General features: G+C 53.8%; 13 protein-coding genes. 12 read left to right on the plus strand and 1 reads right to left on the minus strand.

Annotated features, from left to right (window positions below; all coding sequences use genetic code 11):
* From uppS to NMK_RS02795, 12 genes are read left to right on the plus strand one after another with little or no spacing between them, the layout of a single operon-like run.
* Nucleotides 1–756, plus strand: coding sequence for an undecaprenyl pyrophosphate synthase (uppS, locus tag NMK_RS02740; RefSeq protein ID WP_109014223.1), 756 nt, complete (start codon nt 1–3; stop codon nt 754–756).
* The gene (locus NMK_RS02745) at nt 749–1,573 is read left to right on the plus strand and encodes a phosphatidate cytidylyltransferase (protein WP_109014224.1); all 825 of its coding nucleotides are present in this window, start codon (nt 749–751) and stop codon (nt 1,571–1,573) included. The genes uppS and NMK_RS02745 overlap by 8 nt, the downstream gene beginning before the upstream one ends.
* A complete protein-coding gene (ispC, locus tag NMK_RS02750; RefSeq protein WP_109014225.1) occupies nt 1,566–2,759 on the plus strand; it encodes a 1-deoxy-D-xylulose-5-phosphate reductoisomerase in 1,194 nt (397 codons plus the stop codon). The genes NMK_RS02745 and ispC overlap by 8 nt, the downstream gene beginning before the upstream one ends.
* Nucleotides 2,753–4,105 carry an RIP metalloprotease RseP gene (gene rseP / locus NMK_RS02755; protein ID WP_109014226.1) on the plus strand — a complete coding sequence of 451 codons (1,353 nt, stop codon included), beginning with the start codon at nt 2,753–2,755 and terminating at the stop codon, nt 4,103–4,105. The genes ispC and rseP overlap by 7 nt, the downstream gene beginning before the upstream one ends.
* 6 nt (nt 4,106–4,111) lie before the next feature.
* Nucleotides 4,112–6,427: an outer membrane protein assembly factor BamA gene (gene bamA, locus NMK_RS02760; protein WP_109014227.1), complete on the plus strand. Its 2,316-nt coding sequence runs from the start codon at nt 4,112–4,114 to the stop codon at nt 6,425–6,427.
* A gap of 34 nt (nt 6,428–6,461) precedes the next feature.
* Nucleotides 6,462–6,956: an OmpH/Skp family outer membrane protein gene (locus NMK_RS02765; RefSeq protein WP_370848365.1), complete on the plus strand. Its 495-nt coding sequence runs from the start codon at nt 6,462–6,464 to the stop codon at nt 6,954–6,956.
* Between the two features lie 23 nt (nt 6,957–6,979).
* Nucleotides 6,980–8,011 carry a UDP-3-O-(3-hydroxymyristoyl)glucosamine N-acyltransferase gene (lpxD, locus tag NMK_RS02770; protein WP_109014229.1) on the plus strand — a complete coding sequence of 344 codons (1,032 nt, stop codon included), beginning with the start codon at nt 6,980–6,982 and terminating at the stop codon, nt 8,009–8,011.
* The gene (gene fabZ, locus NMK_RS02775) at nt 8,008–8,454 is read left to right on the plus strand and encodes a 3-hydroxyacyl-ACP dehydratase FabZ (protein WP_109014230.1); all 447 of its coding nucleotides are present in this window, start codon (nt 8,008–8,010) and stop codon (nt 8,452–8,454) included. The genes lpxD and fabZ overlap by 4 nt, the downstream gene beginning before the upstream one ends.
* 10 nt (nt 8,455–8,464) lie before the next feature.
* Nucleotides 8,465–9,235, plus strand: a complete 771-nt coding sequence (gene lpxA / locus NMK_RS02780) for an acyl-ACP--UDP-N-acetylglucosamine O-acyltransferase (RefSeq protein ID WP_109014231.1) — start codon at nt 8,465–8,467, stop codon at nt 9,233–9,235.
* Nucleotides 9,236–9,243: 8 nt separating this feature from the next.
* Complete coding sequence (gene lpxB / locus NMK_RS02785) at nt 9,244–10,380, plus strand: lipid-A-disaccharide synthase (protein WP_109014232.1); 1,137 nt, start codon at nt 9,244–9,246, stop codon at nt 10,378–10,380.
* The gene (gene rnhB, locus NMK_RS02790; protein WP_109014233.1) at nt 10,377–10,949 is read left to right on the plus strand and encodes a ribonuclease HII; all 573 of its coding nucleotides are present in this window, start codon (nt 10,377–10,379) and stop codon (nt 10,947–10,949) included. Before lpxB ends, rnhB begins: the two co-directional genes overlap by 4 nt.
* The gene (locus NMK_RS02795) at nt 10,942–11,712 is read left to right on the plus strand and encodes a class I SAM-dependent methyltransferase (RefSeq protein WP_109014234.1); all 771 of its coding nucleotides are present in this window, start codon (nt 10,942–10,944) and stop codon (nt 11,710–11,712) included. Before rnhB ends, NMK_RS02795 begins: the two co-directional genes overlap by 8 nt.
* Here the strand turns inward: NMK_RS02795 and motB are convergent.
* Entirely contained in the window at nt 11,709–12,800 is a 1,092-nt protein-coding gene (gene motB / locus NMK_RS02800) for a flagellar motor protein MotB (RefSeq protein ID WP_109014235.1), read from the minus strand. The two genes, NMK_RS02795 and motB, sit on opposite strands and share 4 nt — an antisense overlap.
* Nucleotides 12,801–12,814: the final 14 nt, after the last annotated feature.

The raw sequence follows: 12,814 nt of genomic DNA on the forward strand, positions 1-12,814 counted from the left end.
TTGGCGCTCTTCAAAAGCTCTACGCAGGATATCCCCGAGGCTAGCCCGGTTCCTCGTCATATTGCCGTCATCATGGACGGCAATGGGCGATGGGCCAAAAAACGGTTCATGCCTCGGGTTATGGGTCACAAGCGTGGCGTGGAAACGGTGCGCGATATGGTCAAGCAGTGCATCGAACTTGGCGTGGAGTACCTCACACTCTTCGCCTTCAGCAGCGAAAACTGGCGCCGTCCGCCGGATGAAGTCAAATTCCTCATGGGGCTTTTCATGGAGGCCCTCAAGCGTGAAGTCGTCAAGCTGCACGAGAATCAGATTCGCCTCGTCATGATCGGCGACCGTTCCCGTTTCGATCCCTTGCTGCTGCAGGAAATTCACGCAGCTGAAAAACTTACTGAGCATAATAGACGTCTTACTTTGACGATCGCTGCTAACTACGGCGGGCGTTGGGATATCATGCAAGCAGCGCGGCGCTTGGTGCATGCCCATCCGGAAAAAGCCGAGACATTCAGCGAAGAGGATTTGTCCGCTTACCTCTCCATGCATTACGCGCCTGAACCCGATTTGTTTATTCGTACCGGTGGCGAGCAGCGCATCAGCAATTTTCTGCTATGGCAGTTGGCTTATGCAGAGCTGTACTTCACCGATACGCTATGGCCGGATTTCGATCGCGAGGCCTTTATGCTTGCTGTGAATTCCTACCGTAAGCGCGAGCGTCGTTTTGGACGAACCAGCGAGCAATTGACTGGCAATGCTTAAAACTCGGTTATTTACCGCTTTTTTTCTGATCGGCGGTTTTCTTTCAGCGCTGTTTTTCCTGCCGGACCTCTATTGGGCGCTGGTAATGCTGGTCATCATCGCCTTAGGCGCCTGGGAGTGGGGACGATTGACCGGTTTCTCGGCGCGCGCCCAGTATGGATTTGCACTCGGTGCCATGGTTGTCGGTTTGGCGTTATTGCCTGACACTTGGCCGGGGGCTTGGAGTAATATCCAGCCCCACGTCGTGCATTGGTCGATGCTGGCTGCCACCTTGTTCTGGGTCGGGGTCGTTCCGGCTTGGCTTTTTTCGCATCACAAATCCTCTCGTAAACCCTTGCTTGCTATTGCGGGTGCCATGGTTTTATTGCCGGCTTGGCTCGCGCTGGTTTATTTGCGCAAGGTCAGCCCTTGGTCTGTTCTAATCGTCGTCATGGTGGTGTCCATCGCAGACAGTGCCGCCTATTTTTCCGGCAAAGCCTTTGGCCGCAGAAAATTGGCGCCCTTGATCAGTCCCGGTAAAACTTGGGAGGGAGTGGCCGGTGCTACGGTTGCTGTTGCGCTCTTCGGTGTCATTCTGTCAGTGGGCTTCGGGTTCACGCCATGGATCGTGGCTGGCTTGTTAGTGTTGATGGTACTCAGTATCGTCGGCGACTTATTTGAATCCTTGCTTAAGCGACAAGCTGGCTTGAAAGATAGCGGCGATGTTTTGCCCGGTCACGGCGGCATTCTCGACCGTATCGATGGACTCACTTCAACGCTGCCGCTGGCTGCGGTCTGTCTGAATTTCCCGATTTATTACGCTGCTTTCCATGAGTAAGGTTCAGAACATCACCGTACTAGGCGCAACTGGAACGATCGGCGCCAATACGCTCGATGTTATTGCCCGTCATCCCGGACGTTTCAGGGCCTATGCGCTGACTGCCCATAGCAAGGTAGAGCCGCTGCTCAGGCAGTGCCAGCAATTTCACCCGCGCTATGCGGTAATGCTGGATCCGGATGCTGCTGAGCGTCTGGAGCACGGCTTGCGTTCTCTCGAGCTGGATACGGAAGTGCTATGCGGCATCGAGGCGATGGAATTCGTTTCGTCCCTGGAAGAAGTTGATGCCGTGATGGCTGCCATCGTAGGTGCAGCTGGTCTTAAGCCGGCGCTGGCGGCGGCTAACGCCGGAAAGAAGGTGTTGCTTGCCAACAAGGAGACACTGGTGATGTCCGGTGCTCTTTTCATGCAGGCTGTACGCCAGGGCGGCGCTACCTTGCTGCCTATCGACAGCGAACACAACGCCATTTTTCAATGCATGCCGCCCAATTTTTCTCAAGGGTTGGGCCCTGCGGGGATTACTAAAATTCTCCTGACCGCTTCCGGCGGTCCATTCCGTAAATTTACGCTAGACCAATTGGCGCATGTGACGCCGGCCCAGGCGCTGAATCATCCCAATTGGGTGATGGGTCCCAAGATCACTATCGATTCGGCCACCCTCATGAACAAGGGGCTGGAAGTCATCGAGGCGCACTGGCTGTTCGATGCCGCACCGGATCAGATCGAGGTGGTGATCCATCCTCAAAGCGTGATCCACTCCATGGTGCAATACAACGACGGTTCGGTATTGGCCGAGTTGGGGAACCCCGATATGCGGACCCCGATTGCTCACGCACTCGGTTGTCCGGAACGTATCGAGAGCGGAGTAGCCCCACTGGATATTTTCGCCATCGGGCAATTGAATTTCGAGCGGCCTGATACCGGCCGCTTTCCTTGCCTGCGACTTGCCTTCGAGGCGTTGGATGAGGGCGGCACCGCTCCCGCGGTGTTGAATGCAGCAAACGAAATAGCGGTGCAAGCTTTCCTTGCCGGTAATATCACTTTCATGGATATCCCCCGGATGATTGAAACTACGCTGTCCGAAGTGGGCACGGCGGCAGTTAGCGGACTGGATGACGTGGTCAATGCGGATGCACAAGCCCGCGCTGTAGCTTCGGACTGGCTTGAAAGGAAGGTGACGTGCTGACAGTGGCGGCGTTCCTACTCACCCTGGGGGTGCTGATCGTCGTTCATGAGTTCGGCCATTTTCTTGCTGCCCGCTTGAGCGGCGTCAAGGTGCTGCGCTTCTCGGTCGGCTTCGGCAAGCCGCTTTACACGAAAATTATCGGCCAAGACAAAACCGAGTTCGTCATTGCCGCTTTTCCGCTTGGCGGCTACGTCAAGATGTTGGACGAGAGCGAGGCGCCCGTTATGCCTGCTGAAGTTTCGAGAGCATTTAATCGCCAACCGTTGGCAAAACGCTTTGCAATAGTCGCCGCTGGTCCTATCGCAAATCTACTGCTTGCGATCTTGCTGTATTGGCTGCTCTTTATGGGCGGCGTCAACGGTATGAAACCGTTGCTGGGCGAAGTTCACGCCAATTCTCCGGCCGCACAAGCCAGCATGAAGGCTGGGGAGTTGATCACGCGGATCAATGGTGCGGCTGTAACGACCTGGCAGGATGTACGTTGGGCCTTGCTCAAGCAATCCTTGAAAAGCGGCGTGGCTGAAGTCGATGCAGTCAGCGGCCATGAGACTTATCTACATCGCGTAAGCCTTAAATCGTTGAACGCGGACGATCTTGAGGGCGACCTTCTTGGGAAGCTTGGCTTTAATCCTGCGCAACCTGTGATACCGGCGATTGTCGGCGAAGTGCTGCCCGGGAGTGTAGCCGAACAATCCGGGATCCAAGTCGGGGACCGTATCCTAGCTGTAGACGGCATGGCCGTGACCCAATGGGAAACCTTTGTGCAACGCGTGCGCATGAGTCCGGAAAAAGTCTTGCACGTCGTCATTGATCGCGCAGGCCAGTCCATCAAGCTTAGTGTTCGGCCCGAACGGATGCAGGAACGCGGCGAGAGCATCGGGCGTATTGGCGCGGCGACCCGAATGCAGCCTTCCGATCTCGATCAATACATGGTGGAAGTGCGCTATTCCCCGTTGGCCGCGTTTAAGCAGGCCGTCATCAAAACATGGGATACTTCAGTGTTCAGCCTGAAAATGCTGGGCAGCATGATTACGGGGCAGGTGTCGTGGAAGGGTATCAGCGGCCCGGCGACCATTGCAAGCCTTGCTGGCCAGACTGCGCATATCGGTTGGAAGGCTTTCGTCGGCTTTCTCGCGTTAGTGAGTATTAGCCTGGGAGTCCTCAATTTACTGCCCGTCCCGGTTCTGGATGGGGGGCATTTGATGTATTATATCGTCGAGTTTTTTAAGGGAAGCCCCGTGTCCGAACGGGCGATGGACATTGGGCAGCGAGTGGGCCTGGCACTTTTGGGCATCCTCATGACGATAGCGTTATATAACGATTTCAACCGCATCCTGACGGGCTAAAACAACATGAAGTTACGTATCCTCCCTCTCCTGGTTTCGACGTTGTTTGCCACGGCTGCATCGGCGATGGAACCCTTTGTCGTGAAAGATATTCGCGTCGAGGGCATCCAGCGTACCGAGGCCGGCACTGTGTTCAATTACTTGCCCGTCAAAGTCGGCGAGACCATGAGCGACGAGAAGGCGGCCCAGGCGATCAAGGCCTTGTTTGCCACCGGTTTCTTCAAAGACGTACGCCTCGAACAAGACAATGATGTGCTCGTGGTGACGGTGCAGGAGCGTCCGGCTATTGCGCAAATTTCGTTCTCCGGCAACAAGGCGTTCCCCAGTGACAAGATGAAGGATGGGCTGAAGCAGATCGGTTTGTCGGAAGGGTTGATCTTCGACCGTTCCATGCTCGATAAAGCCGAGCAGGAAATCAAGCGCCAATATCTTTCCCAGGGCAAGTACGGCGCCAAGGTAAAGGCTATTGTTTCTCCCATGGAGCGTAACCGCGTTGCCGTTCGCTTCGACATCGAAGAAGGCATGGTTGCCAAGATCAAGGCTATCAATGTAGTTGGCAATCAGGCATTTACTGAAGACGAACTTCTGCAGCAATTTAATCTGACTACGCCTAACTGGATCACCTGGTGGACCAAGGACGATCAGTATTCCAAGCAGAAATTGTCTGCCGATCTGGAAGCGCTGCGTTCGTTCTACATGAACCAGGGCTACATGGATTTCAGCATCGACTCCACGCAAGTGTCGATCACGCCTGATAAACGCGATATCTACATCACGGTAAGCATCACCGAGGGTGAGAAATATACCGTCTCCGACGTGAAAATGGCCGGCGAAATGCTGGTTCCTGAAGATGAATTGCGCAAGCTGGTCACGGTGGAACCGGGCGAATACTTTAATCGCCAGAAGATTACAGAGTCCTCCAAGGCCGTTGGCGATCGTTTAGGCGATGACGGTTATGCGTTCGCCAATGTTAACGCTGTGCCTGAAGTGGACAAGGAAAAGCGTACAGTCGCATTTACTTTCTTTGTCGATCCTGGTCGCCGCGTTTACGTTCGTCGTATCAACCTCACAGGAAACACGCGTACCCGCGACGAAGTGCTGCGTCGTGAAATGCGCCAACTCGAATCGGCCTGGTATTCCGGAAGCAAGATTGAGCGATCCAAGCAGCGTTTGGATCGCTTGGGATATTTCTCCGATGTGAACGTCGAAACACCTGCGGTTCCTGGTACGACCGATCAGGTGGACATGAATATTAACGTCACGGAAAAATCCACGGGTAGTGTGATGTTCGGTGCCGGCTTGTCCAGCGCCGAAGGTGTCGTATTAGGCGTGACCATCAATCAGGCCAATTTCCTGGGGACGGGTAACCGCGTCAGTGCACAGGTTAATACGGGTAAGGTCAATACAACGTACTCGTTCTCCTTCGTCGACCCTTACTACACACCGGATGGCGTTAGCCGCGGATTCAACGTCTACCGCAAGGACGTGGATTCCAGCTCGCTCAACGTGGGTTCCTACAAGACGTCCTCATATGGTGTCGGTGTCAACTTCGGTGTGCCGCTCAACGAACGCGATAGCTTCAGCTATGGTTTGACGGTGGACTATACCGACCTTACGTTGTCGTCCACCAGTTCCACACGGTATCTGAAATATTGCGATTTCAATACGTCTGGCTGCGATAACACTACCCTACGCCTTGATTTAGGGTGGGCGCACGATACTCGCGATAATGTGTTGTACCCGAACAAGGGCGTGTTGCAACGCATTAATGCGGAGTTCGGCTTGCCTGGGCTCGATCAGGAATATTACAAGCTGTCCTACCAGCATACCTGGTACAAGGATTTGACCAAGAATTTCACCCTGATGCTGAACGGTGAAGCTGGTATTGGTGGTGGTTATGGTGGCAAGGATCTGCCGTTCTTCAAGAATTTCTATGCCGGCGGCGTTTCTTCCGTACGTGGTTTCGATACCAGCTCCATCGGTCCGCGTGCCTTTGATACAGGCACCTCAAGCGATTATGCTGTGGGCGGCACACGACGTGTAGTTGGTAACGCTGAACTCTTCTTCCCCATACCAGGCATGAAAGATAATAAGCAATTGAAATTGTCTGCCTTCGTCGATGGCGGTACGGTTTGGGGGGGCGAGGACAACACTACTACAGGTTGCTCGGGTGCCAGCGATTGCTTGCGTTTCTCAGCCGGTATGGGGATCAGCTGGTACTCGCCCTTCGGTCCGATCAAGCTGGTGCTGGCAAAACCGCTCAATGAAAAGACTGGCGACAAGACGCAAATGCTGCAGTTCCAGCTCGGCTCGCAATTCTAAAGTTACGTAATTCAGGAGAATTTAATTGAATAAGCTGTTGCAATTACTGTTGATCGGTAGCTTCGCATTTGCCGCAGGTACGGTAAACGCAGCCGATGTCAAAATCGGATTCGTCAACGTAGAACAGATCCTGAAAGACGCTCCGCAAACCGCCGAAAGCGGGCGCAAGCTGGAAAAGGAATTCAGCGGACGCCAGCAGGAGCTGGAACGCATGGCGAAACAGATCAAGGATCATGAGACGTCACTCGATAAGGATAGCTTGACGATGTCGGAGACTGATCGCCGCAATAAGGAACGCGATCTATCCAACATGAAAATCGATTTCCAGCGCAAGCAGCGAGAGCTGCGCGAAGACGTGAACCTGCGCAAGAATGAGGAATTGTCTTCCTTGCAAGATCGCATCAACAAGGCTGTGACCTCGGTGGCGGAATCCGAGGGTTACGATCTCGTGGTTTACAGTGGAGTCGCTTACGCCAGCAAGAAGGCCGATATCACCGATAAGGTGTTGAAGTCCTTGGGCAAGAAGTAAGAGACACTCAGAACATCGCGTAAATGTACACATTGCCCGAAATCGCAGCGCGGTTCGGCGGAGAGGTTCGGGCTGACAACGGCGTAACGGTCAGGCAGGTAGCTTCTTTGGCGAGTGCCGGCGTCGAACATATTGCGTTTCTCACAGATGCACGGTATCTCCCGGCGCTGGCAGATACCCGGGCCGGTGCCGTATTGGTACCCCCTAAGTTTGCCGATGCTACTGTGCTTCCTCGTATCGTCACGGCCAATCCTTATGCCTATTACGCCAAAGTCGCCGCATTGCTTAACCCGGAAGCTGTTGCGCCAAAGGGGATTGCCGATTCAGCACGCGTAGATTCAAGTGCCGTCATTGCTGCCACAGCAAGTATCGGCGCCAATGCCGTGATTGCCGAAGGAGCGATCGTGGGGGAGAACGTGGTTGTCGGCAGTAATTGCGTTGTCGGTCCCAATGTAAGAATTGGCGCAGGTACGATACTGAATGCCAACGTGACGATCTACCGCGAGTGCTCTATAGGCGAGCGCTGCATCGTGCATGCAGGCGCCGTGATCGGTGCCGACGGCTTTGGGCATGCGCCTGATAACGGCACTTGGGTGAAGATTCCGCAAATCGGCAGGGTTGTTATCGGCAACGACGTGGAAGTAGGAGCGAATACGACCATCGATCGCGGCGCCTTGGACGACACCGTAATCGAAGACGGTGTGAAGCTGGATAACCTGATCCAGATCGGCCATAACTGTCGTATCGGGGAACATACCGTGATTGCAGGCTGCGTTGGTATCGCTGGTAGCGCCATCATCGGCAAGCATTGCAGGATCGGCGGGGCAGCAATGATTCTGGGGCATTTGGAGATCGCAGATGAGGTCACCATCTCTCCCGGTAGCATGATTACCCGTTCAGTGGTGAAATCTGGCACTTACACTGCTTTGATGCCATTCCAGCCGCACCGGGAATGGTTGACGACTGCTGCCCATATCCGCCATCTGGATGCATTGGTTACTCGCATCGGTAATCTTGAAAACGAACTTAAACAATTGAAGGGAAATCAGACATGAGCAGCATGGATATCCATGAAATTCTCGATTATCTGCCGCATCGTTATCCGTTCCTGCTCGTTGACCGCGTTATCTCCCTGGAAGAGGGTAAGGAGATCACAGCCGTCAAGAACGTGACGATCAATGAGCCGTTTTTCCCCGGCCATTTTTCCTACTACCCGGTCATGCCCGGTGTGCTCGTGGTAGAGGCTTTGGCTCAGGCTGCGGCCATTCTGTCGTTCAAGACCATGAACAGCAAGCCTTCCGACGACTCTGTGTATTATTTCGCTGGTATCGACAACGTGCGCTTCAAACGCCCCGTTTCTCCAGGCGATCAATTAATCCTCAAGGTCAAAATCGACCGCATCATGCGCGGCATCTGGAAATACAATGCGCAAGCGCTGGTGGACGACGCCGTGGCCGCCGAGGCGGACCTGCTTTGCACCTTGAAAATGATCAAGTAACGGGTAGTGCATGATTCACGCAACAGCCATCATTGATCCTAAAGCAGAACTCGCTAGTGATGTCGAGGTCGGGGCATACAGCATTATCGGCCCCGATGTGAAAATTGACAGCGGAACTCGTATCGGTCCGCATGTCGTCATCGAAGGCCCCACGTCCATTGGTAAGAACAACCAGGTTTTTCAGTACGCTTCGCTCGGTGCTGCGCCGCAGGACAAGAAATACGCCGATGAACCCACGCGGTTAGAAATCGGCGACAACAATACCATCCGGGAATTTTGCACATTCAACCGTGGCACCGTGCAGGATGCAGGTGTAACGCGCATTGGCAACAACAACTGGATCATGGCGTATGTGCATATCGCGCACGATTGTCATGTTGCCGACAATACTATCCTGGCCAATAACTCATCCTTGGCTGGGCATGTCCACATGGATAATTACGCGATCCTGGGCGGGTTTACGCTGGTACACCAGTTTTGCAAGATCGGTGCGCATGTAATTACTGCGGTGGGGTCGGTGGTGTTCAAGGACATTCCGCCGTATGTCACGGCAGCAGGTTATGATGCGGCCCCGCATGGGATCAATTCTGAGGGATTGAAGCGTCGCGGGTTTTCCCCTGAGCGTATTGCCACCATCAAACGCGCCTATAAAACCCTTTATCGCTCCAGCTTGTCACTGGAAGAAGCCAAGACTGCATTGGACATTCAGCGCAAAGACGCTACAGATTTAGACATCCTGGTGGAATTCCTGTCGGCCTCAACCCGAGGCATTATCCGCTAGTTTTATCTATGCCAACTATTGGAATCGTAGCCGGGGAAGCCTCAGGGGACTTGCTCGGCAGCCACTTGATTGCCGCACTCAAGGCAAAACGCTCTGATATAGAATTTGTCGGAATCGCTGGTCCAAAAATGATGGCCCAGGGGGCCAAGTCGCTTTATCCTATGGAGCGCTTGGCCGTCCGTGGTTATTTTGAGGTGCTACGCCACTATTGGGGCTTGGTGCGCATGCGCAAGGAGCTTGCGCGTCGCTTTATCGATAATCCGCCAGACCTGTTCATCGGTATCGACGCGCCGGATTTCAATCTGGGGCTTGAAATGATGCTGCGGCGTCGGGGTGTCAAGACCCTGCACTACGTCAGCCCTTCGATCTGGGCTTGGCGTCATGGTCGAATCAAGAAAATCAAACAGGCGGCTGGTCACATGCTGTGCTTGTTCCCTTTTGAAAAACCGATATACGACACCGCCAATATCCCGGCTACGTACGTTGGCCATCCCCTAGGGGATATGATTCCGCTTAAGCAAGACCAGGACGCTGCAAGGATGGCGCTCAAGATCACCGACCCTGGCCTGGTGATAGCCCTGTTGCCGGGAAGCCGCCAAAGCGAGCTCGATTTCATGGCGGACCTGTTTGTCAAAACAGCACAAAAAATTGCGGCGGACTTTCCTGACGCGCAATTCCTGGTCCCGCTTGTAACAAGGGAAACCCGTAGTAAATTCGAGAGTGCGATTTATCGCAATCAGGCGCAGGATCTCGCATTTAAGCTGCTTTTCGGCCATGCGCATATGGCGATGGCCGCCGCTGACGGCATTATTGTTGCCTCGGGAACCGCGACGTTGGAGGCCGCTTTGCTCAAGCGTCCCATGGTTATTGCGTACAAGATATCCAAGTGGAGTTGGCCCATCATGAAGCGCATGGGCTATCTGCCTTGGGTGGGGTTGCCGAATATTCTCGCCGGAAAGAGCGTAGTGCCCGAATTATTGCAAGACAAGGCAACACCCCAAGCCTTGGCCGAGGCATTGCTCCCCATGATTTCTGATAAACAGCGTGTTGCTGAAATCCAGCGTGAATTTGAAGAAATCCACCATCAGCTGAAGCAGGATGCCGGTGAAAAGGCCGCTGAAGCTGTACTGGAGATGATCGGATGAAACTGATTTGCGGCGTTGATGAGGCAGGGCGAGGCCCCTTGGCGGGCGCAGTGTTTGCGGCTGCAGTAATTCTTGATCCGGCTCGTCCCATTCAGGGATTGGCCGACTCTAAAAAGCTTTCCGAGAAGAAACGGGACGAGCTGGCGCTGCTGATCAAGGAGCGGGCGTTGGCGTGGTGTATTGCCGAAGCCAGCGTAGAAGAGATCGATAGCATCAATATCCTGCGTGCCAGTTTGCTCGCCATGAAACGTGCGGTTGAAGGATTGGGAGCGAGTCCGCACGAGGTATTGGTAGATGGGTTGCATTGTCCTGACATCCCATATCCGGCGCAAGGCATCGTCAAAGGCGATAGCAAGGTGGCTGAAATATCTGCCGCATCTATTCTCGCCAAAACGGCTCGGGATGCAGATATGCTGCGTTTGCATGAAATCTATCCTCAATACGGTTTCGACCGGCACAAGGGGTACCCCGTGCCGGAGCATCTGGATGCTCTGACGCTGCACGGCGTAACGGAGATTCACCGCCGCAGCTTCGGTCCAGTGAAAACCTTGCTGGCAAACCTTGCCTAGATTCCTGTTAAGCCTGCCTCCTATTGCCACTGCGCTGCTTGCGCAATTCGTCTCTTTCGTTCTTGTCCTTTGGCTTAAACATCATTTCCACCTTCCGCTGACGACACTTCAACTCGGCTTTGTTTGTGGTAGTTGTGCTGCTGTCCTGGGGGCAGCAGCACAACTACCGTTTTGGTGGGTGCCGATCCAGATTTTGTTTATTCCGGTGGTATTCGCGGCGTCGCAATTGGAGTTGCCTTCTTGGGCTTATCTCGCTGGATTTGTGCTGCTGCTGGTCATCTATTGGAGCGCTTACCAATCACGAGTTCCGCTCTACTTAACGAGCAACAAAGCGTGGACCGCACTGGAAACCTTGCTGCCAGCACCGCAGCCTAGACAATCAATTACTTTTATAGATGTGGGATGCGGTCTGGGTGGCGTGCTGACTCATTTGGCGAGTGCCAGGCCAGACGGGTTCTTCTACGGAATAGAACATGCGCCGTTGCCATTTTTTATGAGTTGGCTACGCATCAAGCTGGCAAGGCAGGCTAACTGCCAAGTGACATGGGGTAGTTTTTGGCGCGTCGATTTAAATCGTTACGATGTTGTGTATGCATACCTTTCACCCGTCCCGATGCCAACATTGTGGCAGAAGGCGAAGAATGAAATGCGCCCGGGGAGTGTGCTGATCAGCAATACATTCGATATCCCAGGGCACCCGCCCCATCAAATTGTGCAGGTTGATGACCTGCACAAATCCAAGTTGTATCTCTGGCGTTTTTAGTGTTTGGCAGCGGCGGACGCAGCAGCGGAAGCAGCCGCAGCGGCTGCAACAGCATCGGCCGGGACAGCTTTGCTTGATGAGTTTATTGGCTTGCTGGTTTGAGCCGGCTTGCTGGGAGGTTCGCTAGTATTGTTTTGAGGTTGTGGCGCTGCCGAAGGCGCTTCTGGAACCGCGGGCTGAGCATTGCTGGCCTTGTTGGCATCTGATGTGGTCTGGTCGAGTTTGCCTTCGTCATGCAGGATGGCGTCTTCGGTTTCCTTGTTCAAGACGATGATGCTGATGCGGCGATTGATCGGATTGTTAGGATTTTCCTTGTCGAACAACACAGCCGACGACAAACCTACTACGCGGGCGACCTTATCTTCATCCATGCCACCATTGATAAGTGCACGGCGTGAAGCGTTAGCACGATCGGCGGAAAGCTCCCAGTTCGTATAGAGGTTGTTAAATTTGGAATAGGGCGTAGCATCAGTGTGTCCCGATAGACTGATGCGGTTAGGTACATGGTTAATGACCTTACCGATCTCTTTCAAAATGCCTACCGCGTAGGGCTGCATGATGGCACTGCCGCTACTGAACATCGGTCGGTTCTCCTTGTCGATGATCTGCACGCGCAAGCCTTCCTTTGTAATCTCAAGAAGCAATTGATCCTTGAAAGGTTTCAAAGCTTCGCTAGCATCAATTTCTTTTTCCAGTTCCTTTTTCAAATCTAGCAGGCGCTGTTTATCGTCTTGCGTGATCTGTCCGACCTCGCTTTTCTGCGCCTGGACTTCCTTGGCTACGTCCTTTTCGTTGGAGCCGCGCTTGGTGTCGCCTTCTGAATAGGTCACATCCTTGCCGCCGCCGACCTTGATCATGCTGGTACTCGCGCCGCCCGGACCCATGATGGGACTAGGATTGTTGAAGTAGTCGGAAATAGCCTGTTTTTGTTCTTTGGTCGTTGAACCCAGCAACCACATCAAGAGGAAGAAGGCCATCATCGCGGTCACGAAGTCGGCGTATGCAATCTTCCACGCGCCGCCATGATGACCATGGCCGCCTTTCTTGATTTTCTTGACGATAATTGGCTGGGTATTGTCTTCTGCCATGGTGCGCTCTCAGC

Source organism: Novimethylophilus kurashikiensis, from assembly GCF_003112435.1.
Lineage (GTDB): Bacteria > Pseudomonadota > Gammaproteobacteria > Burkholderiales > Methylophilaceae > Novimethylophilus > Novimethylophilus kurashikiensis.